Annotated in this window: 30 protein-coding genes; 16 read left to right on the forward strand and 14 right to left on the reverse strand. The window is 63.5% G+C overall.

The window, feature by feature from the left end; all coding sequences use genetic code 11:
• Positions 1-85 precede the first annotated feature (85 nt).
• From ACIPW4_RS05245 to ACIPW4_RS05265, 5 genes are read right to left on the reverse strand one after another with little or no spacing between them, the layout of a single operon-like run.
• Positions 86-463 (reverse strand): response regulator, encoded by a 378-nt coding sequence (locus ACIPW4_RS05245; RefSeq protein ID WP_110632390.1) that lies wholly within the window; start codon positions 461-463, stop codon positions 86-88.
• Between the two features lie 44 nt (positions 464-507).
• A complete protein-coding gene (locus tag ACIPW4_RS05250; RefSeq protein ID WP_400655476.1) occupies positions 508-1,734 on the reverse strand; it encodes an ATP-binding protein in 1,227 nt (408 codons plus the stop codon).
• A complete protein-coding gene (locus ACIPW4_RS05255) occupies positions 1,728-2,303 on the reverse strand; it encodes a chemotaxis protein CheB (protein WP_400655478.1) in 576 nt (191 codons plus the stop codon). Before ACIPW4_RS05255 ends, ACIPW4_RS05250 begins: the two co-directional genes overlap by 7 nt.
• Positions 2,300-3,121, reverse strand: coding sequence for a CheR family methyltransferase (locus ACIPW4_RS05260; protein WP_400655481.1), 822 nt, complete (start codon positions 3,119-3,121; stop codon positions 2,300-2,302). Before ACIPW4_RS05260 ends, ACIPW4_RS05255 begins: the two co-directional genes overlap by 4 nt.
• Positions 3,118-6,585, reverse strand: coding sequence for a response regulator (locus tag ACIPW4_RS05265; protein ID WP_400655482.1), 3,468 nt, complete (start codon positions 6,583-6,585; stop codon positions 3,118-3,120). Before ACIPW4_RS05265 ends, ACIPW4_RS05260 begins: the two co-directional genes overlap by 4 nt.
• A gap of 252 nt (positions 6,586-6,837) precedes the next feature.
• Between ACIPW4_RS05265 and ACIPW4_RS05270 the strand changes: the two genes are divergently transcribed.
• A complete protein-coding gene (locus ACIPW4_RS05270; RefSeq protein ID WP_400655485.1) occupies positions 6,838-7,188 on the forward strand; it encodes a response regulator in 351 nt (116 codons plus the stop codon).
• Between the two features lie 58 nt (positions 7,189-7,246).
• Here the strand turns inward: ACIPW4_RS05270 and cobF are convergent, their stop codons facing one another.
• Both cobF and ACIPW4_RS05280 read right to left on the reverse strand, forming a co-directional pair.
• The gene (gene cobF / locus ACIPW4_RS05275; protein WP_400655488.1) at positions 7,247-7,996 is read right to left on the reverse strand and encodes a precorrin-6A synthase (deacetylating); all 750 of its coding nucleotides are present in this window, start codon (positions 7,994-7,996) and stop codon (positions 7,247-7,249) included.
• 20 nt (positions 7,997-8,016) lie between these two features.
• A complete protein-coding gene (locus tag ACIPW4_RS05280; protein WP_400655489.1) occupies positions 8,017-9,306 on the reverse strand; it encodes an OprD family porin in 1,290 nt (429 codons plus the stop codon).
• Between the two features lie 359 nt (positions 9,307-9,665).
• Between ACIPW4_RS05280 and ACIPW4_RS05285 the strand changes: the two genes are divergently transcribed.
• From ACIPW4_RS05285 to ACIPW4_RS05295, 3 genes are all read left to right on the forward strand, one after another.
• Positions 9,666-10,028, forward strand: a complete 363-nt coding sequence (locus ACIPW4_RS05285) for a histone-like nucleoid-structuring protein, MvaT/MvaU family (protein ID WP_400655491.1) — start codon at positions 9,666-9,668, stop codon at positions 10,026-10,028.
• Between the two features lie 223 nt (positions 10,029-10,251).
• Positions 10,252-10,779, forward strand: coding sequence for a lactoylglutathione lyase (gene gloA / locus ACIPW4_RS05290; RefSeq protein ID WP_400655493.1), 528 nt, complete (start codon positions 10,252-10,254; stop codon positions 10,777-10,779).
• 97 nt (positions 10,780-10,876) lie between these two features.
• A complete protein-coding gene (locus ACIPW4_RS05295; protein ID WP_400655495.1) occupies positions 10,877-11,119 on the forward strand; it encodes a hypothetical protein in 243 nt (80 codons plus the stop codon).
• Positions 11,120-11,267: 148 nt separating this feature from the next.
• Here the strand turns inward: ACIPW4_RS05295 and ACIPW4_RS05300 are convergent, their stop codons facing one another.
• The gene (locus tag ACIPW4_RS05300; RefSeq protein WP_400655497.1) at positions 11,268-12,089 is read right to left on the reverse strand and encodes a shikimate 5-dehydrogenase; all 822 of its coding nucleotides are present in this window, start codon (positions 12,087-12,089) and stop codon (positions 11,268-11,270) included.
• Positions 12,090-12,249: 160 nt separating this feature from the next.
• Here ACIPW4_RS05300 and ACIPW4_RS05305 point away from each other — a divergent pair, with 160 nt between their 5' ends.
• From ACIPW4_RS05305 to pbpG, 3 genes are all read left to right on the forward strand, one after another.
• Entirely contained in the window at positions 12,250-12,591 is a 342-nt protein-coding gene (locus tag ACIPW4_RS05305) for a hypothetical protein (RefSeq protein ID WP_400655499.1), read from the forward strand.
• A 94-nt stretch (positions 12,592-12,685) separates the two neighbouring features.
• Entirely contained in the window at positions 12,686-12,868 is a 183-nt protein-coding gene (locus ACIPW4_RS05310; RefSeq protein ID WP_152956113.1) for a hypothetical protein, read from the forward strand.
• Between the two features lie 240 nt (positions 12,869-13,108).
• Positions 13,109-14,035, forward strand: a complete 927-nt coding sequence (gene pbpG / locus ACIPW4_RS05315) for a D-alanyl-D-alanine endopeptidase (RefSeq protein WP_400655502.1) — start codon at positions 13,109-13,111, stop codon at positions 14,033-14,035.
• Between the two features lie 84 nt (positions 14,036-14,119).
• Here pbpG and ACIPW4_RS05320 read toward each other — a convergent pair whose 3' ends face one another.
• Positions 14,120-14,557: a hypothetical protein gene (locus tag ACIPW4_RS05320; RefSeq protein ID WP_400655504.1), complete on the reverse strand. Its 438-nt coding sequence runs from the start codon at positions 14,555-14,557 to the stop codon at positions 14,120-14,122.
• A gap of 199 nt (positions 14,558-14,756) precedes the next feature.
• Between ACIPW4_RS05320 and ACIPW4_RS05325 the strand changes: the two genes are divergently transcribed.
• From ACIPW4_RS05325 to ACIPW4_RS05365, 9 genes are all read left to right on the forward strand, one after another.
• Positions 14,757-16,091, forward strand: a complete 1,335-nt coding sequence (locus ACIPW4_RS05325) for a lysine N(6)-hydroxylase/L-ornithine N(5)-oxygenase family protein (protein WP_400655505.1) — start codon at positions 14,757-14,759, stop codon at positions 16,089-16,091.
• Between the two features lie 169 nt (positions 16,092-16,260).
• The gene (locus tag ACIPW4_RS05330) at positions 16,261-17,454 is read left to right on the forward strand and encodes a PepSY-associated TM helix domain-containing protein (RefSeq protein ID WP_400655506.1); all 1,194 of its coding nucleotides are present in this window, start codon (positions 16,261-16,263) and stop codon (positions 17,452-17,454) included.
• Entirely contained in the window at positions 17,451-17,990 is a 540-nt protein-coding gene (locus ACIPW4_RS05335) for a thiamine pyrophosphate-binding protein (RefSeq protein WP_400655508.1), read from the forward strand. The genes ACIPW4_RS05330 and ACIPW4_RS05335 overlap by 4 nt, the downstream gene beginning before the upstream one ends.
• A complete protein-coding gene (locus tag ACIPW4_RS05340; RefSeq protein ID WP_400655510.1) occupies positions 17,987-18,307 on the forward strand; it encodes a hypothetical protein in 321 nt (106 codons plus the stop codon). The genes ACIPW4_RS05335 and ACIPW4_RS05340 overlap by 4 nt, the downstream gene beginning before the upstream one ends.
• Before the next feature lie 11 nt (positions 18,308-18,318).
• On the forward strand, positions 18,319-18,888 hold the full coding sequence (locus ACIPW4_RS05345) for a DUF6162 family protein (RefSeq protein WP_400655513.1): 570 nt from the start codon (positions 18,319-18,321) through the stop codon (positions 18,886-18,888).
• A 16-nt stretch (positions 18,889-18,904) separates the two neighbouring features.
• Entirely contained in the window at positions 18,905-19,807 is a 903-nt protein-coding gene (locus ACIPW4_RS05350; protein WP_400655516.1) for a metal ABC transporter substrate-binding protein, read from the forward strand.
• Positions 19,804-20,550: a metal ABC transporter ATP-binding protein gene (locus ACIPW4_RS05355; protein WP_400655518.1), complete on the forward strand. Its 747-nt coding sequence runs from the start codon at positions 19,804-19,806 to the stop codon at positions 20,548-20,550. Before ACIPW4_RS05350 ends, ACIPW4_RS05355 begins: the two co-directional genes overlap by 4 nt.
• On the forward strand, positions 20,550-21,449 hold the full coding sequence (locus ACIPW4_RS05360; RefSeq protein ID WP_400655520.1) for a metal ABC transporter permease: 900 nt from the start codon (positions 20,550-20,552) through the stop codon (positions 21,447-21,449). The genes ACIPW4_RS05355 and ACIPW4_RS05360 overlap by 1 nt, the downstream gene beginning before the upstream one ends.
• The gene (locus ACIPW4_RS05365; protein WP_400655522.1) at positions 21,446-22,315 is read left to right on the forward strand and encodes a metal ABC transporter solute-binding protein, Zn/Mn family; all 870 of its coding nucleotides are present in this window, start codon (positions 21,446-21,448) and stop codon (positions 22,313-22,315) included. The genes ACIPW4_RS05360 and ACIPW4_RS05365 overlap by 4 nt, the downstream gene beginning before the upstream one ends.
• Positions 22,316-22,430: 115 nt before the next feature.
• Here the strand turns inward: ACIPW4_RS05365 and ACIPW4_RS05370 are convergent, their stop codons facing one another.
• From ACIPW4_RS05370 to ACIPW4_RS05390, 5 genes are all read right to left on the reverse strand, one after another.
• Positions 22,431-23,480 (reverse strand): DUF1615 domain-containing protein, encoded by a 1,050-nt coding sequence (locus ACIPW4_RS05370; RefSeq protein WP_400655525.1) that lies wholly within the window; start codon positions 23,478-23,480, stop codon positions 22,431-22,433.
• Positions 23,481-23,506: 26 nt separating this feature from the next.
• A complete protein-coding gene (locus ACIPW4_RS05375; RefSeq protein WP_400655528.1) occupies positions 23,507-24,058 on the reverse strand; it encodes a hydrolase in 552 nt (183 codons plus the stop codon).
• A gap of 57 nt (positions 24,059-24,115) precedes the next feature.
• On the reverse strand, positions 24,116-24,835 hold the full coding sequence (locus ACIPW4_RS05380) for a thioesterase II family protein (protein WP_400655530.1): 720 nt from the start codon (positions 24,833-24,835) through the stop codon (positions 24,116-24,118).
• The gene (locus ACIPW4_RS05385) at positions 24,832-25,053 is read right to left on the reverse strand and encodes an MbtH family protein (RefSeq protein ID WP_027918508.1); all 222 of its coding nucleotides are present in this window, start codon (positions 25,051-25,053) and stop codon (positions 24,832-24,834) included. Before ACIPW4_RS05385 ends, ACIPW4_RS05380 begins: the two co-directional genes overlap by 4 nt.
• Positions 25,054-25,141: 88 nt before the next feature.
• The gene (locus ACIPW4_RS05390) at positions 25,142-25,543 is read right to left on the reverse strand and encodes a hypothetical protein (protein WP_400655532.1); all 402 of its coding nucleotides are present in this window, start codon (positions 25,541-25,543) and stop codon (positions 25,142-25,144) included.
• Between the last annotated feature and the right edge of the window lie 143 nt (positions 25,544-25,686).

A 25,686-nucleotide genomic window follows, 5' to 3' on the forward strand; every position in this document is an offset into this window, starting at 1 on the left:
CAGTGACGCTGGGATCCTGGGACCGCTGCGCGGCCCTTTCGCGACGCAAGGCCGCTCCCACATGGCGATCGCTCTGCCTGTGCGCTCAGCGCAGCAGGGCCTGGATCTGCTCGTGCAGGGTATCGAGGTCGAACGGCTTGGCCAGGATCGGCGCCTTGCGCGCGATCGGGCTGCCGGACTCGAGGATCTCTGCCGGATAACCGCTGATGAAGATCACTTTCAAGTCCGGTCGCAACTTCACCGCAGGCTCGGCAATCTCTACCCCGGAAATGCCACCCGGCAAACGGAAGTCGGTCACCATCAGGTCCAGGTGCGGCTTGCTCGCCAGAATGGCGAACGCCTCCTCACCGTCCTCGGCCACCAGCACGTGGTAGCCCTCACCTGCCAGGTAATCGCGCAGGATCATCCGGATGGCCGGCTCATCCTCGACCACCAGCACCACATCTTGTGCATCTTCACTCATGACAATGCCTTGAAATTCATACAGTTGGCCATCTGACACCAGGCTTACGCAGAGGTTGCCCGCAGCTGGTCGTTTTGTTCGCTTGCGCCCGCCAGCGGCAGTTGCAGGCTGAACGTGGCACCCTTGCCCTCCTCGCTTTCCACGTGGATGCGTCCGCCATGGGCCTGGACGATCTGCTCGGAGATATACAATCCCAACCCCAGCCCGCCGCTGGCCTGCTGGGTGGCCACGCGCTCGAACTGCTGGAAGATCCGTAGCTGGTTGGCGACGCTGATGCCGATGCCGTGATCCTGCACCTGCACCCAGGCCATGCCATCCTGCTCGAACACGCGCACCTGCACCGGCTGGCGTTCGCCATAGCGCAAGGCATTGGACAACAGATTGGCCAGCACCTGCTCGATGCGAAACTCGTCCCATTGCCCCTGCAAGGGTTCGCAGCGCTGCAGCTCGATGTGCGTCTCCAACGCCGTGGCCTGGGCCGTGAAGTTTTCCACCAGGCCGCGCACCAGCTGGCTCAAGTCGAACGCCCTGGGCCGCAGCGACAGTTTGCCGGTGCGGATGCGCGACACGTCGAGCATGTCCTCGACCAGGCGGATCAGGCTGTTGATCTGTCGCTCGTCACGCTCGACCATGGCCTGCAGCTTGTCGGGGCTGAACGCGTCGAGCCTGCCGCGGGACAGGTGCATCTTGCGCAACTGGGTTTCCAGAATCAGGCCGTTGAGCGGCGTGCGCACCTCATGGGAAACGATCGACATGAAGTCATCGCGCATGCGCACGGCATGCTCCAGTTCGCCACGTGCCACCTGCAACTGGGCCAGCAGCAGTTCCTGCTCCTGGCGGCTGCGCTCGAGCGCCTGCAACTGCCGGTCGAGCACCTTGCGCTGGCGGTACAGGTCGACGAACACCGACACCTTGCTCTTCACCGCCAAGGTTTCGAGGGGCTTGTGCAGAAAGTCCACCGCGCCGCTCTCGTACCCCTTGAAGGCATAGTTCATCTCACGCCCGGCGGCGGTGACGAAGACGATCGGGATATTGCGGGTCTTTTCCGTGCCGCGCATCAGCTCGGCCAGTTCGAAGCCGTTCATGCCCGGCATCTGCACGTCGAGAATGGCCAGGGCGAACTCGTGCTCGAGCAACAGCGACAAGGCCGCCTCCGCCGACTGCGCCTGATGCACCTCACGGTCTTCGCCCTGGATCAGGGCAGCGAGGGCCAGCAGGTTTTCCGGCAGGTCGTCGACGATCAGCAGTTTGGCAGGGGTGTGGCTTAGCATGCGCTGGGTTCCAGGGTAGCGAGCAATTGCCCGATACCGCTCAGAGAAAGGATAAGGTCGGGCTGGTGCAGGGCCAGGGCGGCCTCCGGCATCAGCGCCACCTGTGCGTCGCGGGGGTCCTGGACCACGGTCCGGCCGCCGCTGTTCTTGATATAGGCAAGCCCTTGGGCGCCGTCTTCGTTGGCCCCGGTGAGCAGCACGCCAAGCAGCCCGGGGCCGTAGGCATCGGCCGCCGAGGTGAAGAGAAAATCGATGGCCGGGCGCGAGAAATGCACCGGTTCCTCCTGGCTCAGCGACAGCCTGAAATCGGCTTCGACGGACAGGTGATAACTCGGCCCGGCCACGTAGATCTGGCCCGGGGCAATGGCTTCCTTGTCGCAGGCCTGGCGCACCGGCCGATGCAGACGCCGCTGCAACACCTCGGCCAACTGGCTGTGGCGGTCATCCGGCAGGTGCAGCACACACAGCACCGGTATGACGAAACCGGCGGGCAATGCACCCAGCACCGTGAACAGTGCCGTGACGCCACCCGCCGAGGCGCCGATGACCACCGCGCGCACGCCGTTCATGATTTGCGGTAGATCCGTTCGGGCTTGACCAGCGGCTCGAACCGGTCGCTGTAGGCCGAGAAGTCCACCGACTCCTTGCTGCCCAGCACCAGGAAGCCGCGGTGGCACAAGGACTCATGGAACAGGCCGAGGGCACGGTCCTGCAGGTCCTTGTTGAAGTAGATCAGCACATTGCGGCACGACACCAGCTGGGTTTCGGAAAACACGCTGTCGGTGGCCAGGCTGTGGTCGGCGAAGGTCACGTTGTCGCGCAAGCTGCTGTCCATGATGGCGTTGCCGTAAGCCGCGGTGTAGTACTCGGCAAAGTCGCGACGGCCACCGGCCAGCCGGTAGTTTTCTTCGTACTCGCGCATGCTCTGCATCGAGTAGATACCCTGCTTGGCGCGGTCCAGCGAGTGCGGATTGATGTCGGTGGCGTAGAGGATGGTGCGCTCGAGCAGGCCCTCCTCGCGCAGCAGGATGGCCATCGAATACACCTCTTCACCGGTGCTGCAGCCGGCAATCCACACCTTGATCGACGGCCAGGTGCGCAGCAGCGGCACCACTTCATGGCGCAGTGCGAGGAAGTGGCCAGGGTCGCGGAACATCTCGCTGACCGGGATCGTCAGGTACTGCAGCAGTTGCATGAACATGCCCGGGTCGTGCAGCACCCGCTCCTGCAGCGCTGACACCGTGAGGCAGTCGAACTGACGCAGCGCGTGGAGGATCCGGCGCTTGATCGAAGCGCCGGAGTAATTGCGAAAATCGTAGCTGTACTTGAGGTAGATCGCCTCGATCAGCAGCCGGATCTCGATGTCGGTGTTGCGCTCGCTAGTCAAATTCGCTCCAGTTGCGGCAGCCACACGCGGATCAACGAGAACAGGCGGTCCAGGTCGATCGGTTTGGCCAGGTAATCATTGGCGCCGGCCTGCAGGCATCGCTGCTGGTCATCCTTCATCGCCTTGGCGGTGACGGCGATGATCGGCAGCTTGCGCCAGCGCGGTTGCTGGCGGATCAGGCGGGTGGCCTCGAAGCCGTCCATCTCCGGCATCATCACGTCCATCAGCACCAGGTCGATGTCATCGTGCTGCTCCAGACGCTCGATGGCTTCGCGCCCGTTGCGGCCGATCTCGACGATGGCCCCCTTGTGCTCCAGGGCACTGGTCAGGGCAAAGATGTTGCGCACATCGTCGTCCACCAGCAGCACCTTGCGCCCCTCGAACACCTTGTCGCGGCTACGCGCGGTCTTGAGCATGCGCTGGCGTTCATGGGACAGCTGAGATTCCACTTTGTGCAGGAACAGCGTCACTTCATCGAGCAGCCGCTCGGGTGAGCGCGCGCCCTTGATGATGATCGAGCGCGAATACTTGAGCAGGTCGGCCTCTTCTTCGCGGGTGAGGTTGCGCCCGGTGTAGACGATTACCGGTGGGAAGGACCGGATGTCTTCGGCGGTCATGCGCTTGAGCAGTTCGTTACCGAGCATGTCGGGCAGCTTGAGGTCGATGATCATGCAGTCGTAGATATTTTCGCGCAGCAGCGCCAGCGCGTCCTGGGCCATGGCCACGGCGGTGATCTCGACATCGTCGTCGCCGATCAGGCGGGCGATGCTCTCGCGCTGCAGGTCGTCGTCCTCCACCAGCAGGATGTGCTTGAGCTTCTGGGTCAGCTTGGCTTCCAGTCGGGCAAAGACTTCCTTGAGTTCTTCACGGCTGGTCGGCTTGACCGCATAGCCCACCGCGCCCATGTGCATGGCGGCCTCGACACGGTCTTCCACCGAGATGATGTGCACCGGGATGTGCCGGGTGGTGGTCAGCTCCTTGAGGCGCTGCAGCACGGTCAGGCCGGAATGGTCGGGCAGGCGCATGTCCAGCAGGATGGCATCGGGAATGTACTGCTCGGCCAGTTCGAAGCCCTCGTCGGCGCTCTGTGCCACCAGGCAGCTGTAACCCAGTTCATGGGCCAGGTCGAAGAGAATACGGGCGAAATTGGGCTCGTCCTCGACCACCAGGATGCAGCGGTTGCCAAACGGCGCGCGCTCGCGATCATCGCTGAATGTCGGGACCGGGCGCTTGGATACGGCCGGCGCGGCAATTGCCGGCGCCGGCGGCAAGCTATCGACCGCCGGGCGCAAGCTCAGCGCCTCGATCTCCTCGCCCTGCGACTCGTAGCGTTCCGGCATGATCAGGTTGAACACGCTGCCCTGCCCGGGGCTGCTGTCGACGCTGATCTGCCCGCCCAGCAAATGCGCCAGGTCGCGCGAGATCGACAGGCCCAGGCCGGTGCCGCCGTAGCGGCGGTTGCTGGTGCCGTCGACCTGGTGGAAGGCGCCGAAAATCGCCTGCTGCTGGTCGGTGGCAATTCCGATGCCGCTGTCGCGCACCGAGAAGATGATGCCGCTGCCGGCCTGGTAGCCGATGTTCAGGCTGACCTGGCCGCGCTCGGTGAACTTGATGGCATTGGACAGCAGGTTCTTGAGAATCTGCTCCAGGCGCTGGCGGTCGGTGAACACGGTGGCCGGCACCCGGGCTTCGACCGTGACCTCGAAACCCAGGCCCTTGTGTTCGGCCAGCGGCAGGAACATGCCGCGCAGGCCTTCGACCAGGCGCTCGAGCTGGGTGCTTTCGGGCCGCACTTCGAGCTTGCCGGCCTCGACCTTGGCAATGTCGAGAATATCGTTGATCAGGTTCAGCAGGTCGTTGCCGGCAGAGTAGATGGACTCGGCGAACTTGACCTGCTCGGCGCTGAGGTTGCCCTCGCCGTTCTCGGCCAGCAGCTTGGCGAGGATCAGCGAACTGTTGAGCGGCGTGCGCAGCTCGTGGGACATGTTGGCAAGGAATTCGGACTTGTACTTGCTCGAGCGCTGCAGGTCGTCGGCACGGGCCTGCAGCTCTTCCTGGGCCTGGCTGAGCTCGTCGTTCTTGCGGTCCAGGGCGTCGGTGCGCTCGGACAACTGCTCGTTGGTCTGCTCAAGCTCGGCCTGCTGGGTTTCCAGGTGAGCCTGGGATTCCTTGAGCACCCGTGATTGCTCTTCGAGTTCTTCGTTGGCGGTCTTGAGCTCTTCCTGCTGGACCTGCAGTTCTTCATTGAGCTGCTGGGTTTCGGCCAGCACTTCCTGCAGGCGCTGCCGATAACGGGCACTTTCGATGGAAGTGCCGATATTGCTGGCAACCCGCTCCATGAATTCGCCGTCACGTTCCTGCATAGGGCGCAGGAAGCCCAATTCCAGCACCCCATTGATCTGGCCCTCATCACTGGCCGGCATCAGCATTGCACTGCGCGGCAGGCCACTGCCCAGGCCGGAACTGAGGTGGTAGTAATCTTCCGGCAAATCGTCCAGGCGCAGCAGGCGGTTTTCGCGCACGGCCTGGCCCAGCAGGCCATGGTGGTCACCCAGTACCTGTTCGCGCGCCTGCTCGTTGGCGTCCAGGCCATAGGTGGCCACGCGTACCAGGCGACCATGTTCGTCACGCACGTAAAGCGCACCGACCACACTACCCAGATAGGCAGCAAAGAAGCGCAGGATGTTGTCACCCAGCATCGGCAGGGTCAGTTGCCCAAGCACCTGCTGGGCCAGTTGTGTCTGCCCGTTGCGCAACCAGGCCTGGTGCTCCAGGCGCTCGGCAGCGCGCTGCTGCGCCTGCAGGTTGTCGGTGTAGCTGCCCGACAGCGCCAGCAGATCGCGTCGGCCGAAGTAGGCGAGCAAGGCACTGAGGCCGACGATGAGCAGCACAAAAGCGGAAATGGCAGTGACGGTGACCGAACTGACTTTCTCGTTGCGCGCCATGCGCAATTGCTGCTCGGTGGCGATCAGGCCGTCGAACTCCTTGCGGATCTCGTCGGTGATGCGCTTGCCGCGGCCATTGCCAATCGAAGCCTGATAGTCGCCAGCGCCCCGTCGCAGCTTGATCATTTCGTTGGCGAAATCGTTCCAGGCCTGCTGCAGGGCGACCAGCCGGTCGATGCGCTCGACCTGCTGCGGGTTGTCCTCGACCATGCCGCGCAGGCTCTGCAGGCTGCTGAGGATGCGCGGCTTGGCCACCTCGTAGGGGTCGAGGAAGCGTTCATCACCGGTGATCAGAAAACCGCGCATGCCGGTTTCCATGTCGATCGACAACTTGACCGTTTCGTTGGCATTGCCGATCACCCGGTCGGTGTGCTCGACCCACTGCATGGCCGAAAGCAGGTAGTTGATCACCGCGACAAACGCCACGGCGCCGAGCAGGCCCACTGCCAGGGGCAGGCCGATATTGCGGCTCAAAAGCTTGCGGAAGCTTTGCTGGTCCATCGAGGCTGCTTGAATCATCTGAAAACGCCCGCGCGAAAAAAGTCCATTGAAAAGTGTGGCGGCTGAAGCCTGTTATCGGCTGCCGCTGCGCTTGCCGGTCAACAAGCGATTCTAACCCGCTTGAGCCGCTTCGGCAGGGCATTTAGCCAGTATTTGAAGGCTGGGTGTCAGAATCGTTCCATCGAAATGCCACAGTCGGTATCCTCGGGAACTTCTGTCACTGCCTGGCGCACAGAGTAGGGACATGACTTTTTAAACAGGAAACCCACCATGCAACTTCTGGTAGTCGAAGACGACGACATCGTCCGTATGCTGATGGTCGAAGTGCTCGACGATTTGGGCTACAGCACCCTCGAAGCGGGAAATGCCGCGGCGGCGCTGAGGGTGATCGAGGACGCCGACCAGAAACTGGCCCTGCTGGTAACCGACGTGGGCCTGCCGGACATGCGCGGTGAAGCGCTGGCGGCCAAGGCACGTGAGGTGCGGCCGTTGCTGCCGGTGCTGTTTGCCAGCGGTTATGCCGAGAGCTTCGACGTGCCCGAGGGCATGTACCTGATCGGCAAGCCGTTCTCCATCGACCAGCTGCGCGACAAGGTGAGTGAGATACTGCGTACACCTTGAAGCCGGCGGCGCCTGCTTCGCGGCTTTAGCCGCGAAGAGGCCCGCACAGCAACCCACCTCAGAGCTCCCGCCGCAGGAGGTAGGTATCCATGATCCACCCCATGCGCGCCCGCTCGCGCTCGCGCACCTCAAGAATATGGGCCTTGACTGCCTGCAAAGGCCCGGCGATCAGCACCTCATCCTCGGTGCCCAGGTAAGCGCCCCAGTAAATCATCAGCGCCGGATCCTCCAAGGTGGCAAACGCGCACTGGCCGTCGAGCATCACCACCACGTTGTCCACCTGCCCGTGCTCGGCCAGGCGCCGCCCTGGCAGTACGGTCAGCGGCTCGCCGATGCGATTGAGGGGGACCTGGTGCCGCGCCGCCAGGGCCTGCACGCTGCTTATACCCGGGATCACCCGCAAACGCAGCGCCACGCCGCGGTCGCGGACCCGCTCGAGAATGCGCAAGGTGCTGTCGTAGAGGCCCGGCTCGCCCCACAGCAAGAAGGCGCCGATATCCTCGGCGCCCATCTCTTCGCTGATCAACCGCGCATACAGCGCGGCACGCTGGCGGTGCCAGTCGTGAACCGCGCCTGCATAATCCGCAGCCCGGGCGTCGCGCTGTGGGTCCGCCACCTGCACCAGGCGGTAGCCGCCCTCTGGCCGGTAGCGTTCAAGCATGGCCTTGCGCAAGCGCACCAGCTCATCCTTGCCGCCACCCTTGTCGAGCACGAAGAACACCGTGGCACTGCGCAATGCATCGATTGCTTCGACGGTAATCTGGCGTGGATCGCCCGGGCCTATGCCGATCAGCAACAAGTCTTTCATGGCGGTGCCCGGCCTGTGAGCTAGAGAATAGAGAAGTTATAGCTGACGATGACCCGGGTCTCGTCCATGTCACGCGCCCACTGCTCGTAGTTGCTGCGGTAGGTAGAGTTACGCAGGCGCACGCTGACATCCTTGAAGGTACCATTCTGCACCTGGTACTTGAGTTCGGTGTCGCGCTCCCATTCCTTGCCTTCGGCGTTGCTGCCCGGGACCTTGATGTGGTCGCCGTTGATGTAACGGGTGAAGAAGCTCAGGCCGGGCACGCCAAGGGCTTTGAAATCGTAGTCGTAGCGCAGTTGCCAGGAACGCTCCTGGGCAGCGGCGAAATCGTTTACCTGGGCATAGTTGACCAGGTACGGATTGCTGCCATCGAGGTACGGCATGGCGCTTTCGCCATACATGCGTTGCCAGCCGGCGCTGAGCTTGTGCCCACCCAGGCTGTAGCCGAGCATGCCACTGAAGGCGCGGTGGTCGATCTCGCCGGCGCGGGCATTGCCCATATCATCGCTCTTGATCAAACGCAGGTCTGCCGACAGGCTGCCGACCGCGAGCGGCTGGCTGGCGACCAGGCCCAGGAAGTGCTGGCGGTAAATGTTCTCCAGCTTGGCGACTTGATACTGGGCACTGAGCTGGTCATTGAAACGGTAATCCAGCCCGGCCAGGTCGAAGTGGTCGGCCTCGATATCACAGGCATAGCGCTTGTTCTTGCAATGCACGCGAATATCCTGGCGATCGGTGGAATCACGCGCGGTGTACTTGTTCAGGCGAGCCAGGGTGAACTTCAGGTCGCGCAATTCTTCAGAAGTCAGCATCGCGCCATGGAACATGGTCGGCAGCAAGCGACCATCGTTGTATTTCAACAGCGGCACATCCGGCATCATCGAGCCGTACTTCAACACCGTATTGGAAACCCTGACCTTGCCCGCCAGGCCCATCTTCGCGTATTGGTCGGCGGCGTGCCGCGGGTCACGGCCAGAGGACGGCAGCAAACCGCTGTTACTGTCGCCCGGGCTGGAGTCGAGTTTGAAACCGATCATGCCCAGTGCATCCACACCAAAGCCGACCGGCCCTTGGGTATAACCCGACTGCACATTGAGAATGAAGCCTTGCGCCCACTCTTCACGCTTTGACGCACCCTGGCTGGAACTGCTGTGGCCGTCACGAAAGTCTCGGTTGAAATAGACATTGCGTGCTTCGACCCTGGCACGAGTGTCTTCAAGAAAACCGGCGGCCTGGGCATGGGCACCGGCACACAACAGGAACACGCCGACAACACGGCGCCCGGGGGCGAGAGGAAGGGGGGAAAACATGCGAGGGAACATCCACAAGAAAGGCAAAAAAACAAATCGTGACGCACCTGCGTTACGCGAATGCGTCGCGGCAGAACATCAGCCGATCATCATCTGAAATGATCACCCAGACGCTCTGTTCCGGGCCATTGGACCATGGTCTAGAAGCCCGGGCAGGCGGCGCTGAACAGCGCCTGAATTACCGTCCGGAAAACTTGGAAAGTTCCCGCCTTACTTATAAAAAGTTTGCGGTTTACCGAATTCCTGCAAGTGTCTACACTCGATGTCAGCGAACAGGTTTACCCACCCGCGTGGCGGGCGTTTAGTCCTTGTCAATGTTCGTCGCGCCCTGCCACGGAATACGTACAGGAGTGATTACAGTGTCCAGACTTGCAGAGTTTCGTGCTGCCGAAAAAGCGCTCCAGGAACAGATGGCACAACTGGAGGCGCTGAAAAAGGATGCCGGCCTCAAACGCGAAATCGAATTCGAGCAGAAACTAGTCGGCCTGATGAAAAGCTATGACAAAAGTCTGCGCGATATCATCGCCATCCTCGACCCGAAGGCGGTAGCCCGCGGCACTGCCACTGCAACAAAACAGCAGCGCCGCCCGCGCGTGGTGAAAGTCTACGAAAACCCGCACAGTGGCGAATTGATCGAGACCAAAGGTGGCAACCACCGTGGCCTCAAGGCGTGGAAAGAACAGTACGGGGCCGCTACCGTGGAAAGCTGGGTACGGCAATGAAACATCAACACCCACTTCACACTTTTTTCACAACGGCTGCAGCAGTATCGAGACAGCTAAAGGACTAGCGACCCCATCACGCGCCCGCACATGCGGGCCTCTAATTCCGGCGCCCTGCTCCCCCGAGCAGGGCGCTTTCATTTGCGCAAACGCTTCACTGCCGTATCATGGCTGCCTGTCTTTTCGCTGGCACCTGGGTGCCAGCCCCGTCTCTGGAGTACCCATGAGCCTGCACGATCTGCAAACCCTGCCTGGCGTCACCGCACAGCCAGACGCCGCCACCGCCCAGTTCGTCTTCAACCACACCATGCTGCGGGTCAAGGACATCGAGAAATCGCTGGACTTCTACACCCGTGTGCTGGGCTTCCGCCTGGTCGACAAGCGCGACTTCCCTGAAGCAGCCTTCAGCCTGTACTTCCTGGCCCTGGTCGACCCGGCGCAGATCCCTGCCGACGACGCCGCGCGCCACCAGTGGATGAAGTCGATTCCGGGCGTGCTGGAACTGACCCACAACCACGGCACCGAGAACGACCCCGAGTTCGCCTACCACAACGGCAACACCGACCCACGCGGCTTCGGCCACATCTGCATTTCGGTGCCGGACGTGCGCGAGGCCTGTGCGCGCTTCGAGGCACTCGAGGTGCCGTTCCAGAAGCGCCTGCAGGACGGTCGCATGAACCACCTGGCCTTCGTCAAGGACCCGGACGGTTACTGGGTGGAAGTGATCCAGCCGGCTGAACTGAAGGGCTGACAGCCGTCGGCTCGCGCTCGTCGGGCCGGGAACTCCTGGCCCCTTGCTGTGGTATATGAAGGTAACAGCTTCACATGCCACAGCGAGGTAAAGGACGATGCAATCTCTTCACTGTGAATACCGCGACCACACCATCACCGCCAGCGTGATGCCCCACCCCGACTCCCCCCTGCCCTATGCCGCCGGCTGCCTGATCACCGATCCACAAGGGCACACCAGCAAGCGAATGGCCATGCCGATGAAGTTCTTCTCGGACCTTGAGAACGCTCAACACGTGTCGCTGGCCCATGGCCGGGCATTGGTCGACGAGCAGCTGGACAAGGGGCACAAGGCCTTCTGAAGACTTGCACGGACTTTGTGGGAGCGGCCTTGCGTCGCGAAGGGGCCGCAGAGCGGCCCCAGGATATCAGCCTTGATGCATATATCGCTGGGGCTGCAGCGCAGCCCTTTCGCGACGCAAGGCCGCTCCCACAAAAGATCGGTGCAGATCAGGCATCCCGTGCATAGGCGACTGCAGCATCAACCTGCTCGCGGGTCGGCCGCACCCCGGTGTACAGCACGAACTGCTCCAGCGCCTGCAGCGCGATCACTTCCAGCCCGGTGATCACCGGCTTGCCCAGCGCCTCGGCCCGCCGGATCAATGGCGTGCGCGCCGGCATCGCCACCACGTCGAACACCCGCTCGGCCGCCGCAATGGCGTTCTCGCTGAATGCCAGTTCCTCGGCCTCCGGGCCGCCCGCCATGCCGATCGGTGTCACGTTCACCAGCATCGGCGGGCACAGGTCGCCCAGCTCCGCCACCCAGCGATAACCACAGACATCCGCCAACTGCCGCCCGGCCTGCTCGTTGCGAGCGACGATGATGCCCTCGCCGAAGCCCGCATCGCGAAACGCACTGGCCACGGCCTTGGCCATGCCGCCACTGCCGCGCAAGGCGACTGCGGTGGCAGGGTCGACCTGGTGCGCCTCGAGCAGTTGCCGCACGGCGAGGTAATCGGTGTTGTAGGCCTTCAGATGACCCGCGTCGTTCACCAGGGTATTGACCGACTCGATCCCCGCCGCCGACGGATCGATTTCATCGACCAGTGCCAAGCAGGCTTCCTTGTAAGGCATCGACACGCCACAGCCGCGAATGCCCAGTGCGCGGATGCCGGCCACCGCAGCCGGCAGGTCGTCAGTGCTCATGGCCTTGTAGTAGTAGTCCAGCCCGAGCTGTTGGTAGAGGTGATTATGAAAACGCACGCCGAAGGTGCCAGGCCGTCCGGCAAGGGATATGCACAGCACGGTGTCTCTGCTGGGAGTTGTCGCCATAACCTGCTCCTTTTTCATAACTGAATCGTTTTTTCAGCCTACCAGATGCGACCACTTGTCGTCCCTTACACAACCTTTACCCTTCCCTGCGCTTGGCTGACAGAGACCGGAGTCATAGTAATAAGGCCCCAAGCGTGGGGTTACCTTGCGAGGAAGTCTCATGAACCGTCATCTCCCCGGAATCGCCCTGCTGGTCGGTGCCATGGCCATCAGCGGGCAAGCTTCTGCCCATGGCGGCGGCGGCCATGGCTGGTATGGCCCAGGCCCCCTGCTCGGCGCTGCCGTGGTCGGGGCCGTGGTCGGGGCGACGGTATATGGCGGCCGCGACCGCACGGTCTATGTCGAACGCCAGCCCACCTACTATGGGCCACCGCCTGTGTATGTGCAGGCCCCGCCACAGCCGGTGTACTACCAGCCGTACTACGTGCCCGCCCCGCCACCGCCGGCGTATCGCCCGTACTACGGCCCGCCTCCGGTGTATTACGGGCCGCCGCGCTGGTGATCGTTGATAAAACTGATGAGCACTATTGAGCAAGTTGATTTCAAACCCCGTCGGCTGCTGCGTAAGGTAGGGCCATGTTTCACAGGAGGTCCCCATGGCCACTATCCAGATCATGTCCGTCGTCGGCACTGCCGTCCCTGTCACCCTGCGCGAGCAAGGCCTGCTGGCCTGCTGGTACCTGGTCAGCAATGGCGAAGCCGTCAGCGGCCCGCTGGCAACTCGCGCCTCGGCCCAGGCGCTGGCTGAACAGCTACAGGCCGATTGCCTGATCGCTTGACCCAATGTGTTGTGCGTTGCTCCCTCCCCCTTCTGGCCCGCCGAATGGCGGGTCTTTTTTTGCCTAAGCGAACCGACGAACGGAGCCAGGAAAACCGATACAGCATGAAGGTTTTTTCATTTCTGGAAGGTGGCTCAACGAGCAATCGACAGCACTTCAGCCATACTCCACAATGCATCGGTTTTTTGGGGGAAAACCCTTGCACAGCCAACGACATACCAACTTTTAGTGAGCCTCAACGTGAAAACATCCCTGTCCATCCTCAGCCTGCTGCTGTTGCTCACAGGTACTGCGACCCTTCCGTCGACCGCTGCTGCACAACCCCCGGCCCAGGTCCAGCGCGACCCTTCCAAGCTGCACCTGGCGTCTGGCAGCGCCCTGCTGATCGACCTGAATACCAACCAGGAACTGTATTCGAGCCATGCCGACCGCGTGGTACCCATTGCCTCGGTGACCAAGCTGATGACGGCAATGGTGGTACTGGATGCCAAGCTGCCGATGGATGAAATGCTCACCATGACCATCGCCAACAACCCGGACATGAAAGGCGTGTATTCGCGCGTGCGACTGGGGAGCGAGCTGAACCGCCGGGAAACCCTGCTGATCACCCTGATGTCGTCGGAAAACCGCGCCGCCACTACCTTGGCCAACCATTATCCGGGCGGCTACCCGGCCTTCATCAAGGCGATGAACGTCAAGGCTCGCAGCCTGGGCATGGCCCACACCCGCTATGTGGAACCGACCGGCCTGTCGACGCACAACGTTTCTACCGCCCAGGACCTCGCCAAATTGCTGATGGCATCGCGCAGGTACCCGATGCTGAGCGAGCTGTCGACCACCCGCGAAAAGACCGTGGCCTTCCGCAAGCCCAACTACACCCTGGGCTTTCGCAACACCGACCATCTGGTGAACAAGAGCAACTGGGACATCACGCTGACCAAGACCGGTTTCACCAACGAGGCCGGCCACTGCCTGGTGCTGCTGACCAAGATGGATAACCGCCCGGTGGCCATGGTCATCCTCGATGCCTTCGGCAAGTACACCCACTTCGCCGACGCCACCCGCATGCGCCAGTGGCTGGAGACCGGCGCGGCCAAGCCGGCACCGGCAGTGGCCATGCAGTACAAGTCGGACAAGCACAACAAGGCGCGCCTGGCGTCGGAGTAACCTTCGCTGACGCGCCGCCACCCCTGTGGGAGCGCGTACGCTTTTCAAATTTTGAGAAGGCCACAAGTACAGCGCCAGGCCTTCTCAGGCCTGGGTGTCGACCACGTTGCCGGCACTGCTGCCACCGGCTTCCTGCAGCGCTTTGAGCAACTGCGCGTTCGCCGTCATGATCTGGCCGCTGAGGGTGGCGATGCTGGCCTGCTTGGCAGTGATCGCTGTCATCTTGGCGGTGTCGTCGCCCTTCTGCGCCATCAGGCTGGCCAGTTGCTTCTGCTCCTCCGCCATCTGCTGCTGCAGCTTCTTGATCATCTCGCGCAGCTGTCTGATGTGCGCAGGCTCCGAACTCTCGCTGCTCTCCTGAGCCCCACCTGCCGCTTGGGCCTGCCCGCCACCGCGGACTTTCGACGTGTCGACCTGCAGCGTCAAGCTGCCCGCCTCGGTCTTTTCACCGTCGCTGGCTTGAAGGGTGCTGGCCGCCTGGGCCGAAGCGCTGCTGATGCTGACTGCTGCGATACCTACCATGTCATTCTCCCTGCCTTGCAATGGGTCCTTGAGTTGGCATGCGTATCGGCCGGCAGGTGCAAACCTTTAGGCCCGCCTGAGCGCAGGCACCCTCCCGGGCAGTAAATTACGCTTGCGCTGGCTCGTTCCAACCCATGTACAAGCGCAGACGCCTTTGCCCGGCATGCGCCCACATTCGACCCATTATGGAATCGCAGCCATGAGCCAGTCTGCACACCCGGAAACTATCAAGGACCTGATCGGCGTGGGCTTCGGCCCGTCCAACCTGGCCCTGGCCATCGCCCTGGAAGAACTCGCCCAGAGCCAGGGTCACGCCCTCGATGCGCTGTTCATCGACAAGCAGAAGGAATACCGCTGGCACGGCGAAACCCTGGCCACCCAGAGCGAACTGCAGATCTCGTTTCTCAAGGACCTGGTTTCGCTGCGCAACCCGACCAGCCCGTACAGCTTCGTCAATTACTTGCACCAGAAGCAGCGCCTGGCCGACTTCATTAACCTCGGCACCTTCTACCCCTGCCGCCTGGAGTACAACGATTACCTGCGCTGGGCCGCCGAGCATTTCGCCACCCAGGCGGTGTATGGCGAAGAAGTGCTGCGTATCGAGCCTGAAGTGAAGGCCGGGCGCGTCGAGCACCTGCGCTTGATATCCCGTGATACGCAAGGCCGCGAAGTCAGCCGGCGCACGCGCTCGGTGGTGGTCGGCAGCGGCGGCACACCGAAGATTCCCGAAAAGTTCGGCGCGTTCAGGGACGATCCGCGGGTCTTCCACCACTCCCAGTACCTGAGCAGCCTGAACAAGCTGCCGTGCACGGCCGGCAAACCGATGCGCATCGCCGTGATCGGCTCGGGCCAGAGCGCCGCCGAGGCGTTCATCGACCTCAACGACAGCTACCCGTCGGTCAAGGTCGACATGGTGCTGCGCGGCTCCGCCCTCAAGCCGGCCGATGACAGCCCGTTCGTCAACGAAATCTTTTCGCCGGACTATACCGACCTGGTCTACAACGAACCGGCCGACCAACGCGCCAAACTGGTCGGCGAGTACCACAACACCAACTATTCGGTCGTGGATCTCGACCTGATCGAGCGCATCTACGGCATCCTCTATCGCCAGAAGGTCGCCCACCAGTTCCGCCACAACGTGCTGTGCCGCCGCCAGATCGAAGCCGTGGTGGCTACCCGCGACGGCATCGAACTGACCCTGCGCGACCTGGCCACCGGCCAGCAGCAGACCCACCGCTACGACGCCGTGATTCTCGCCACTGGCTACGAGCGCCGTTCGCACCGCGATCTGCTGGCGCCGTTGGCCAACTATGTGGAAGACTTCAGCGTCGACCGCAACTACCGGGTTCTGGCCAACCCGGACATGCAGGCTTCGGTGTATCTGCAAGGGTTCTGCGAAAACAGCCATGGCCTGAGTGACACCCTGCTCTCGGTGCTGCCATCGCGTGCCGCGGAAATCGGCCAGTCGCTGTACCAGGACCTGGCACGCCAGCACGGTAACGCCAAACCTGCTGTGGCGCTGACCAGCGCCTGAATCATCCAGCCCCCACCGACAGGGCGCCATGTGCGCCCTGTCGGCGTTTGCGACCCTCTGAAACATTTGCTTGCATTTAATCTGGCAGGATTTCCATTCTCATTCGTCCTTATAAGAGCAGCCCCTTTTGGTTGGGCTTATGCTCGCCCCCTTTTCAGAAGACGGACCGATGGCCAAATCACCCAAAAAATCCAAGTCCAAGCTGTGGTTCCTGGTCCACAGCTGGCTCGCCCTGCCGATCTGGTTCTTCGTGCTGATCGTTTGCTTCACCGGCATGCTGGCCGTGGTCAGCCAGGAGATCGTCTGGCTGGCCAACCCCGATGTGCGTGCCAGCAAGCCCGACGACAACACCGAACGCCTGAGCTTCCAGCAAGTGCTCGATGCTCTGCACAAGGCTGAGCCGGACATGGCCGTCAATTCGCTCAGCCAGCCGGACGGCTCGCACTTCGCGCTGACGGCGCGAGTCACCCTGCCAGACGGCTCCAGCCCGATGCTCTACGTCAACCCCTATACCGGTGCCATCCAGGGCAAGATGCCCGACTTCAACTTCGAGGCCTTCACCCGGGCCCTGCATGGCTGGTGGCTGGTGCCCTTCACCAATGGCTTCAGTTGGGGCTGGTACATGGTTTCGCTGCTCGGCCTGCCGATGCTGGCGTCGCTGGTCACTGGCCTGGTGGTGTACAAGAAGTTCTGGAAAGGCTTCTTCAAACCCGTACGCACCGGCCATGGCCCGCGCATCTTCTGGGGCGACGTGCATCGTCTGGCCGGGGTCTGGTCGATCTGGTTCATCGCGGTCATATCCATCACCAGCATCTGGTTCCTGACCCGGGCGATCCTGTTCGACAACCAGATCACCATTTCCAGCGAACCCATCGTTCCGGTGATCGCCCGTGAGCAAGTGCCGCAAACCGCGGATGGCAGCCCGGCGCCGCGCATCGACGTGGACGAGGCCGCGCGTATCGCCAACCTGGCCATCCCGAGCCTGGACATCACCTCCATCTCGCTGCCAGCCACCGCCTACAGCCACATCGAAATGGGCGGGCGTGGCTGGTATCCACTGATGTTCCAGAGTGCGTCGGTCAACCCCTATACCCGCCAGGTCGACAGCCAGTTCCTGCTCAGCGACCGCTCCGCCCTGGAGTTCTTCACCGAGTCCATGCGCCCGCTGCATACCGGCGACTTCGGTGGCCTGCCGATCAAGCTGATCTGGTTCTTCTTTGGCCTGGTCCTGACCCTGATGGTGTTCAGTGGGCTGCTGATCTGGACCAAGCGCACCGCCCAGGCCACTGCCGCAGCGCTCAAGCGCAGTGAACGTGCCCCCCGTGACACAAGCCGCGAAACCACCCTGGAGGTCCGCCCATGAGCCAGGCCCAAGCCCTGCCCGCACGCCCACTCAAGCAGTGGTGGCTGAAGTGGCGCTTTCACTTGAACATCCTGCTGATCCTCATCCCCTTGGGCTTCATGCCCAAGTATTTTGCCGATGCCAAGCTGTTTCGCGGCGATGCCGGGCTAGGCGCCAACCCGATCAGCGGCATCCAGGTCGGCCCGTACAGCCTCGACCTTGCCGAACTGCGTGACGAAGCACCGCGCACCGATGGCCCTGCCGGCCACTTCAAGCTGTTCAACGCGGCGCTGTGCAAGGCCTGCATCGACGATGTCAAAGCGGTCTACCTGCGCATCGGCAAGCCACGCAGCCTCCGTGCAGCCGGCACCATCTTCTTCGGTGCGCCATACCGCATGGTTACCAACCTGCCGATACCGCCGCGCACCCGGGCCGATGCGCAGATCTGGATCACCCTCGAAGGCTGGGACGGCAGCATGCACCAGGCCTCCGTCCCCCTGGCCAAGGCTTCGCCGGCCACTGTCGCCTGGCTCGCAAAACAAGGAGGCAAACCATGAAACACCTGATGCGCAGGCTCGCCCTGCCCTTGCTGGTACTGGCCACAGGCCCGGCCCTGGCCCACAACCCGATGTGCGAGTGCGAGGAGGTCGCAGGCGGCCAGGTCAAATGCACCGGCGGTTTTTCCGATGGCAGTGGCGCCGCTGGGGTGACCCTCGATGTGATCGGCTACGACGAGCAAGTACTGGTTGGCGGCAAGCTCGGTGACGACTCGACCCTGACCTTCAAACGCCCCGACGGCGAGTTCTACGTGCTGTTCGATGCAGGCCCGGGCCACGTGGTGGAAGTCGATTACGCCGACATCGCGCAACCATGAGTGGCCCAGGCATGAGCCATACCCAGGTAGTGCGCCCGGCCGGAGCCGGGCACGAAACGCTGTACGTGCTGCTGATCAGCCTGTTGATCATCGCCCTGGCGGCCAGCGTGGTCCTGCTGCGCGGCGAGCGCGAGGACGAGCAGGCCATCGCCAGCCACCAGATCGACGCCCGCCGCGACCTTACAGCTGCCGAACAAGGCATTTATACCGACCTGCGCGTGGCATTCGACGAAATCCAGATGCTGCGCGAGGAAAGCGATGCCACGCCTGGCGTCGAGGCCCTGGCCGAGGAGGGCCTGCCACCGTTCGTGGTCGACGCCGGCAGCCAGAGCCGTGGCAGCCACCATTGGCAGTGGCTGCCGAGCGGTGCCTATCTGGGCCGCAGCCAGGCGCCACAGGTGGCGGGCAGCTTCCTGATGATTCTGCCCGACGCTGGCAGCAGCGAAGTCGACGTCTGGCTGCGCCGCGACAGCGCCGCCGTGCTTCCGGACGACCTGGGCCAAGCCGCGCTGATCGCTGCCGGCTGGCAGCAGGTGGTCAGCCATTACGACGCCGGGGTCACCCGCGAACACCGTCACTGAACCCAAGGACTCTTCCATGTTCCGCAAAGCCCTCGCCCTGTTCCTGGCCTGCGCCCTGCCGGCGCTGGCCCTGGCCGACGCCGGCAAGCCCCTGCGCATCGGCATCACCCTGCACCCTTACTACAGCTACGTGAGCAATATCGTTGGTGACAAGGCCGAAGTGGTGCCGCTGATTCCGGCGGGTTTCAACCCGCACGCCTACGAACCCCGCGCCGAGGACATCAAGCGCATCGGCTCGTTGGACGTGGTGGTACTCAATGGCGTTGGTCATGACGACTTCGCCGACCGCATGATCGCCGCCAGCGAAAAGCCTGATATCAAAACCATCGAAGCCAACCAGAACGTGCCGTTGCTCGCAGCCACCGGTATCGCCGCCCGCGGCGCCGGCAAGGTGGTCAACCCGCACACCTTCCTGTCGATCAGCACCACCATCGCCCAGGTCAACAACATCGCCCGCGAGCTGGGCAAGCTCGACCCGGACAACGCCAAGCTCTACACGCAAAACGCTCGCGCCTATGCCAAGCGCCTGCGCGCATTGCGTGCCGAGGCCCTGGCCAAAGTCACCGAAGCGCCCTCCGCCACTTTCCGCGTCGCCACCATCCATGCCGCCTATGACTACCTGGTGCGCGATTTCGGCCTGGAAGTGACCGCCGTCGTCGAGCCCGCCCACGGCATCGAACCGAGCCCTGCGCAGTTGAAAAAGACCATCGACCAGCTCAAGGCGCTGGACGTGAAAGTGATCTTCTCGGAGATGGACTTCCCTTCGGCCTACGTGGAAACCATCCAGCGTGAATCCGGCGTGCGCCTGTATCCCCTGACGCACATTTCCTACGGTGAGTACACCAAGGAAAAGTACGAAGTGGAGATGAAGCGCAACCTCGATACCGTGGTCCGCGCCATCCAGGAGAACCGCGCATGACCGCCGCCGCCAACCTGACGGCGCCCGGCGGGCCGCGCATCGAGTTCGCCGGCATCGACCTGACCCTGGGCCGCACGCGCATCCTCGAACAGGTGCAGTTCAGCGTTGCCGCAGGCAGCGTGCATGCCATCGTCGGCCCCAACGGCGGCGGCAAGAGTTCGCTGATCAAGACCTTGCTCGGGCAAATGCCGCATCAGGGCCAACTGACCCTGCATTGGCCAGGCGCGCAGCAAGTGATTGGCTATGTGCCGCAGGCACTGGAATTCGACCGCGGGCTGCCGATGACTGTGGACGACTTCATGGCCGCCATGTGCCAGCGGCGCCCGGCGTTCCTCGGCCTGTCACGCCGAGTGCAGCCGGCGATCGACGCGGCGCTGGCGCGGGTCGGCATGCTCGACAAACGCAAGCGGCGCATGGGTGCGTTGTCCGGCGGTGAGCGCCAGCGCGTGCTGCTGGCCCAGGGCCTGATTCCCGAGCCGCAACTGCTGGTGCTCGACGAGCCGATGTCGGCGCTCGACGAAGCCGGCATCCAGGTGTTCGAGCAACTGTTGCAGGGCTGGCGCCAGGCCGGCACCACCGTGCTGTGGATCGAGCACGACCTGCAAGCTGTGCTGCGCCTGGCCGACCGGGTCACCGGCCTGAGCCGACAGGTGCTGTTCGATGCCCCACCCGCCCAGGCCCTGACCCCGGAGCGCTTGCTCAGCCTGTTCTCCGTTCACCCTCGCAGCGAGAGCCTTGCCTGATGAGTTTTGAAGCATTCCGCCAGCTGGTCCAGGAATGGGCTGGCGCTGGCTACCTGCCGGAGGCGCTGGCCTACGGTTTCGTGATCAATGCCTTGCTGGCCGGCTTGATGATCGGCCCGGTCCTGGGTGGCCTGGGCACCTTGGTAGTGGTCAAGCGCTTTGCCTTCTTCTCCGAAGCCGTCGGCCATGCCGCGCTGACCGGGGTCGCCATCGGCATCTTGCTCGGCGAGCCGTATACCGGCCCTTATGGCAGCCTGTTCGGCTACTGCCTGCTGTTCGGCATTTTGCTCAACTTCCTGCGCAACCGCACCGGGCTGTCGCCTGACACGCTGATCGGCGTGTTTCTGTCGGTGTCGTTGGCCCTCGGCGCCAGCCTGCTGCTGATGCTGGCCGGCAAGATCAACGTACATATCCTGGAGAACGTGCTGTTCGGCTCGGTGCTGACCGTCAGCGGCCAGGACCTGGTGGTGCTGGGCATTGTCGCCGTGCTGGTGCTGGCACTGGCCCTGCCGCTGTACAACCGCATCATGCTGGCCAGCTTCAACCCGCAGCTGGCGGCGGTGCGCGGGGTGGCGGTGAAGACCCTGGACTACCTGTTCGTGGTGCTGGTGACGCTGGTCACAGTGGCCTCGGTAAAGGTGATCGGGGCAATTCTGGTCGGTGCCTTGCTGGTGATCCCAGCAGCGGCGGCGCGCCTGGTCAGCCAGTCGCTGAAGGGCTTTTTCTTCGTTTCGGTGCTGATTGCCACCTTGAGCACCCTGCTCGGCATCCTCCTGCCGATCGTCCTCGACCTGCCGGTGCCCTCGGGCGCTGCGATCATCCTGGTCGCCGGCATCTGCTTCGCCCTCGCCGCGCTGGCCCGCGCCCTCGTCCCTCGCCTGCAAGGAAACCCGGCATGAACCTGAAACACCTCTCCCTTGCCATCGCCCTCGCCGGACTGCCGGCACTGGCATCGGCCACGCAAGTACTGACCACCCTGCCCGTGACCCACAGCCTGGCCAGCGCCCTCCTCGACGGCACCGCCGTGCAGCTCAAGCGTGCCGCGCCAGCCAACCTGCCGGCCAGCCGCCAACCGTCGTACTTCAGTAGCCGTGGCGGCGCTGCACTGGCCAAGGCCGCAGAGCAGGCTGACGCGGTGATCGGCGTGCGCTCGATCTGGCGTGACGACCCGCTGTACCCGATGGCCCGGCGCAGCAACATCCGCATCGTCGAGATCGATGCCGCGCGGCCGGTGGATGGCGCGCTGCCGGGCATCGCCGTGAGCGGCGACGACGCTTATGGCGCCTATCCCTGGCTGAACCCGACCAACCTGGGGCGCATGGCCGATGTGCTGGCCAACGACCTGGAGCGCCTGGCGCCTGCCGACAAGGTCAGGATCCAGGGCAACCTGGCGGCGCTCAAGCGCCAGCTGCTGGAGATGACCGCCAGCAGCCAGACGCAACTGGCCAAGGTCGACAACCTGAGCGTGGTCAGCCTGTCCGAGCGCCTGGGATATCTGGCCAGCGGGTTGAACCTGGATGTAGTGGAGCAGCCGTTGCCGGCGGATGGCAAGTGGGATGAGACGGCGCTCAAGGCACTGGGTGAGAACCTCAAGCAGCAGGATGTGGCGCTGGTGCTGGACCATCGGCAGCCGGATGCGGCGCTGGCCAAGGTGATCGCGGCGGCCGGGGCGAAGTTGCTGGTGGTGGAGAGTGATCCCGAGGATGCGGTGGCTGGGCTCAAGGCGAGTGTCGAGCAGGTGGTCGGAGCACTGGGCGAAGGGTGATATCGCCTGTACCGGCCTCTTCGCGGGCAAGCCCGCTCCCACAGGGATATCACTGTTCTTGAGGTCAGTGATATTCCTGTGGGAGCGGGCTTGCCCGCGAAGAGGCCAGTGAGGTCTAACGGTTCATGCACCGCTCATAACGTTCATCCACCCGCCCGGCAAACCACGCAGTGGTCAGCTTGCGGGTAATCTTCGGACTCTTCAGCTCGATCCCCGGCAGCACCGCTCGCGGCGCGGGTTTGCCCTTCGCATCGGCCAGAGCGAACACTCCGCTGTAAAGCTTGCTGTCCTCGAACGCCAGGCTGTCACCCAGCTCAAGCTGGCTGCGAATCTGCGGATTACGCAGCCCCAGCTTGACCCCCAGCTTGCGCGCTGCCAGTTCAGTGCTGCCGGGCATGATCGAGCCGGGGGCGATCAAGTCGCCATCCAGCTCCAGCTCCGTCCCTGTCACGTTGCTCAAGGCCGCCTGGAACGCAGCATTGCGGCTGGCGTACCAGCCCGCGTTGAAGTCGGCAAAACGGTACAGTTGGCGCTCGTAATGCGCGGGGTAGCCGAGCAGATGAGCGATACCGAAGTACATGCCCCCTCGGCGGCTGAAAACTTCCTGGCGGACGGTGCCGTCATAGGTATAGGGATAATCCTGGGCGTGCTTTTGCGCAAACTCGATGCTGACCTGCATTGGCCCGCCGGTGTGCACCGGGTTCAGGCCGCCGAGTAGCGTCTTGCCCAGTGGCAGGCGCGCGATGAACTCGTCATACAGCGCGCTCAGCTGCTTCTCGCTGCGCACTTCCAGCAGGCGCCGCTGATAGCTCTGGCCGTTGCCCGAGGGTGTGTTCAGCGCACCGTCGACCAAGAGCCTGGGCACGTGCAGGCGCGCCGCGCGGCGGTCGATTTCCTCACGGGCGATGCGCCCGAGGTTGGGCACCTGCGGGTCGGCGTTGAAGGTGGACTCCTGCTCGGTCACCGCCAGCACCGCGCACAGGTTGCGCTTGCTCGGCGTGATGCGCTGGGCCTCGAATGCCACCTGGATATCCTTGGCCCAGCCTTCGCGGTCCCTGGCCTGCGCCGGCAGCAGGCGCATCAGCTGGGCGCGCACCTTGGCCGGGTCGGCCTCGGGCTCTTCCTCGCGGCGCCCGGCGCAGCCCTGCAGCAGCGCCAGGGCCATCAGCCCTGCCGCCAATAACCGCCCGTTCAGGGCTGTTCACCGACCAGGTAGGTCTTGCTGACATGACGGAACTGCGGGTGGCTGGCGCTGCCCATGAGCTCGAACAGCACCATCTCCCGGGTCACCACCTGCGCCCCGGCCTGGCGCATGCGCGCAAGGCCGGCAGCCTTGTTGGCCGGGGTACGGCTGTCGCAGGCATCCTCGACCACGAACACTTGCTTGCCCAGGCCCAGCAGGCCGAGCACGGTCTGCAGCACGCAGACGTGGGTTTCCATGCCGCAGACGATCACTTGCTCACGGGCCATCAGGCTTGGGGGCAGGCACTCGGCGGCCACGCAGGAGAAATGGGACTTTTCAACCACCTCGGCCGCCGGGGCCACCGCGATCAGTTCCGCCAAGGTATGGCCCAGGCCCTTGGGGTACTGCTCGGAGATCACCACTGGCAGCTCCAGGTCGCTGCAGGCGGCCAGCAACCAGCGAGCCCGGGCACGGGTGCCCTGTGGGTCGCTCATGGCACCGATGAGCTTTTCCTGGATGTCGACGGCCAGCAGCGTGGCCTTGTGATATTCGATCAGCATTGTCTGCCCCTCGCCTGGGAAAAGGCCTAGCCTCTCCCAGGCGGGCGACAACGTCAATCAGGCAGAAAGCCGATGCGCTTCAAGGGCCTGCGTCAACGCGCCGAGCACGCGGTCCTCGTGCTCGTGGATGAAGAAATGGCCGCCGGGGAACATCTGCAGCGAGAAGGTGCCGTGGGTTTCCTTGCGCCAGGCCTGCAGTTGTTCCGCACTGGCCCGGTCCGCCTCGCCACCCAGCACATGCAGCGGGCACTGCAAGGCCGGCCGCTGACGGTACTGGTAACGGCCGCAGAGCAGGAAGTCGGCGCGCAGCACCGGCAAGGTCAGGCTCATCAGCTCGGCGTTGTCCAGCACCTCGGGCGGGGTGCCGTTCAGCTCGCGCAGTTCGTGCTTGAGTTCGGCGTCGCTCTTGGGTGCGCGCCAGTTGTTGCCGTCATAGTCCTCGCGCCGGGTCGGCGCTGCGGTGCCGCAGGCGAACAGCGCAGTGGGCGGCGGGCAGCCCAGCGCTTGCAGCTCGTGGGCCAGTTCGAAGGCCAGCAGTGCGCCCAGGCTATGGCCGAGCAGCGCATAAGGCGCACTGGCAACCAGCCGTTGCTCGTTGGCCAACTGCCGGGCCAGCGCCTGCATATCGGTCTGCAGTGGCTCACCCATGCGGGCGCCACGCCCGGGCAGCTCGACCGGGCGCACCTGCAGCCAGGCCGGCAGCTTGCGCCGCCAGCGGCTGTAGACCATGGCGCTGGCCCCGGAGTACGGCAGGCACAGCAGGTTGAGCGTGGTCACTGGGCGGCAGCTTCAGCCATCTGCTGGCGCAGGCTCAAGGGGCGCATGTCGGTCCAGACTTCATCGATATAGGCCAGGCAGTCCTTCTTCAGCCCACTTTTGCCCACCGCGCGCCAGCCTTCGGGGATGGCCTTGTAGTCGGGCCAGATGGAATATTGCTCTTCGTGGTTGACCACTACCTGGAACTGGATATCGTCGCGGTCGAATACGGAAGTCATTGCCTGTCTCCTTGGGTGATGGATGCCGCTGCGCGCCTGGCGCAGGGATGTTCTCAGGTAGACGTAGGGCGCGCAGGAAAAATTAGCCTCACGCGTCTCTCAGCAGGTCATGCGCGTCGAGCAAGCGGAACGCCACCTCCGGATTGCGCTCCAGCCCCCGGCGGATCGCCGCCGGGATCGACTGGCGGGTCTTGCGGCACAGGCCGGGTTGGTCGTCGAGTTCGATGACGATGCCGCGCATGGTGCGCACTTCGTTGAAGCCGGGGCTGATATGCACGCGGATGCCGAGGTTTTCGTACAGCCGTTGCTGAAGGCGCTGCAGGTCTTCGAGGTCCTTGAGGTTTTCCAGGCGTTCGAGCAGGCGCTTTTCTTCCTGGCGGGTGAGCAGGAGGATGCGCCGGGCCGCTGGCGGATGTTCGCCCAGGTGTTCGCGGCCGCAGTCACAGGCGCCAGGGGGGCAAGGTTGGCGAAGAGGGGGTGGGGTGCTCATGGAGCAAGCATAGCCTTACCCGCCTGTTCGCAGTGAAGGCATGAACAAAACTTTCCTGACAGGATAAAAAATTTCACAAACCACTGGACCACGCCCCCTTGCTTCGCCTATAAATCCCCCAAGGGAAATTTATATTCCCATCA

It is taken from the genome of Pseudomonas sp. NPDC089996 (assembly GCF_044748405.1).
Lineage (GTDB): Bacteria > Pseudomonadota > Gammaproteobacteria > Pseudomonadales > Pseudomonadaceae > Aquipseudomonas.

What these genes read in the sequence shown, in the direction of transcription:
- ACIPW4_RS05320 (WP_400655504.1), bottom strand. Translation starts at nt 14,557, where the DNA reads ATGGTAGGTATCGCAGCAGTCAGCATCAGCAGCGCTTCGGCCCAGGCG.
- ACIPW4_RS05255 (WP_400655478.1), bottom strand. Translation starts at nt 2,303, where the DNA reads ATGAACGGCGTGCGCGCGGTGGTCATCGGCGCCTCGGCGGGTGGCGTC.
- ACIPW4_RS05355 (WP_400655518.1), top strand. Translation starts at nt 19,804, where the DNA reads ATGACCGCCGCCGCCAACCTGACGGCGCCCGGCGGGCCGCGCATCGAG.
- ACIPW4_RS05335 (WP_400655508.1), top strand. Translation starts at nt 17,451, where the DNA reads ATGAGCCAGGCCCAAGCCCTGCCCGCACGCCCACTCAAGCAGTGGTGG.
- ACIPW4_RS05330 (WP_400655506.1), top strand. Translation starts at nt 16,261, where the DNA reads ATGGCCAAATCACCCAAAAAATCCAAGTCCAAGCTGTGGTTCCTGGTC.
- ACIPW4_RS05340 (WP_400655510.1), top strand. Translation starts at nt 17,987, where the DNA reads ATGAAACACCTGATGCGCAGGCTCGCCCTGCCCTTGCTGGTACTGGCC.
- ACIPW4_RS05385 (WP_027918508.1), bottom strand. Translation starts at nt 25,053, where the DNA reads ATGACTTCCGTATTCGACCGCGACGATATCCAGTTCCAGGTAGTGGTC.
- ACIPW4_RS05390 (WP_400655532.1), bottom strand. Translation starts at nt 25,543, where the DNA reads ATGAGCACCCCACCCCCTCTTCGCCAACCTTGCCCCCCTGGCGCCTGT.
- ACIPW4_RS05300 (WP_400655497.1), bottom strand. Translation starts at nt 12,089, where the DNA reads ATGGCGACAACTCCCAGCAGAGACACCGTGCTGTGCATATCCCTTGCC.
- ACIPW4_RS05370 (WP_400655525.1), bottom strand. Translation starts at nt 23,480, where the DNA reads ATGGCCCTGGCGCTGCTGCAGGGCTGCGCCGGGCGCCGCGAGGAAGAG.
- ACIPW4_RS05305 (WP_400655499.1), top strand. Translation starts at nt 12,250, where the DNA reads ATGAACCGTCATCTCCCCGGAATCGCCCTGCTGGTCGGTGCCATGGCC.
- ACIPW4_RS05265 (WP_400655482.1), bottom strand. Translation starts at nt 6,585, where the DNA reads ATGATTCAAGCAGCCTCGATGGACCAGCAAAGCTTCCGCAAGCTTTTG.
- ACIPW4_RS05325 (WP_400655505.1), top strand. Translation starts at nt 14,757, where the DNA reads ATGAGCCAGTCTGCACACCCGGAAACTATCAAGGACCTGATCGGCGTG.
- ACIPW4_RS05280 (WP_400655489.1), bottom strand. Translation starts at nt 9,306, where the DNA reads ATGTTTTCCCCCCTTCCTCTCGCCCCCGGGCGCCGTGTTGTCGGCGTG.
- ACIPW4_RS05295 (WP_400655495.1), top strand. Translation starts at nt 10,877, where the DNA reads ATGCAATCTCTTCACTGTGAATACCGCGACCACACCATCACCGCCAGC.
- ACIPW4_RS05310 (WP_152956113.1), top strand. Translation starts at nt 12,686, where the DNA reads ATGGCCACTATCCAGATCATGTCCGTCGTCGGCACTGCCGTCCCTGTC.
- ACIPW4_RS05245 (WP_110632390.1), bottom strand. Translation starts at nt 463, where the DNA reads ATGAGTGAAGATGCACAAGATGTGGTGCTGGTGGTCGAGGATGAGCCG.
- ACIPW4_RS05375 (WP_400655528.1), bottom strand. Translation starts at nt 24,058, where the DNA reads ATGCTGATCGAATATCACAAGGCCACGCTGCTGGCCGTCGACATCCAG.
- ACIPW4_RS05250 (WP_400655476.1), bottom strand. Translation starts at nt 1,734, where the DNA reads ATGCTAAGCCACACCCCTGCCAAACTGCTGATCGTCGACGACCTGCCG.
- ACIPW4_RS05360 (WP_400655520.1), top strand. Translation starts at nt 20,550, where the DNA reads ATGAGTTTTGAAGCATTCCGCCAGCTGGTCCAGGAATGGGCTGGCGCT.
- cobF (WP_400655488.1), bottom strand. Translation starts at nt 7,996, where the DNA reads ATGAAAGACTTGTTGCTGATCGGCATAGGCCCGGGCGATCCACGCCAG.
- gloA (WP_400655493.1), top strand. Translation starts at nt 10,252, where the DNA reads ATGAGCCTGCACGATCTGCAAACCCTGCCTGGCGTCACCGCACAGCCA.
- ACIPW4_RS05345 (WP_400655513.1), top strand. Translation starts at nt 18,319, where the DNA reads ATGAGCCATACCCAGGTAGTGCGCCCGGCCGGAGCCGGGCACGAAACG.
- ACIPW4_RS05270 (WP_400655485.1), top strand. Translation starts at nt 6,838, where the DNA reads ATGCAACTTCTGGTAGTCGAAGACGACGACATCGTCCGTATGCTGATG.
- ACIPW4_RS05365 (WP_400655522.1), top strand. Translation starts at nt 21,446, where the DNA reads ATGAACCTGAAACACCTCTCCCTTGCCATCGCCCTCGCCGGACTGCCG.
- ACIPW4_RS05350 (WP_400655516.1), top strand. Translation starts at nt 18,905, where the DNA reads ATGTTCCGCAAAGCCCTCGCCCTGTTCCTGGCCTGCGCCCTGCCGGCG.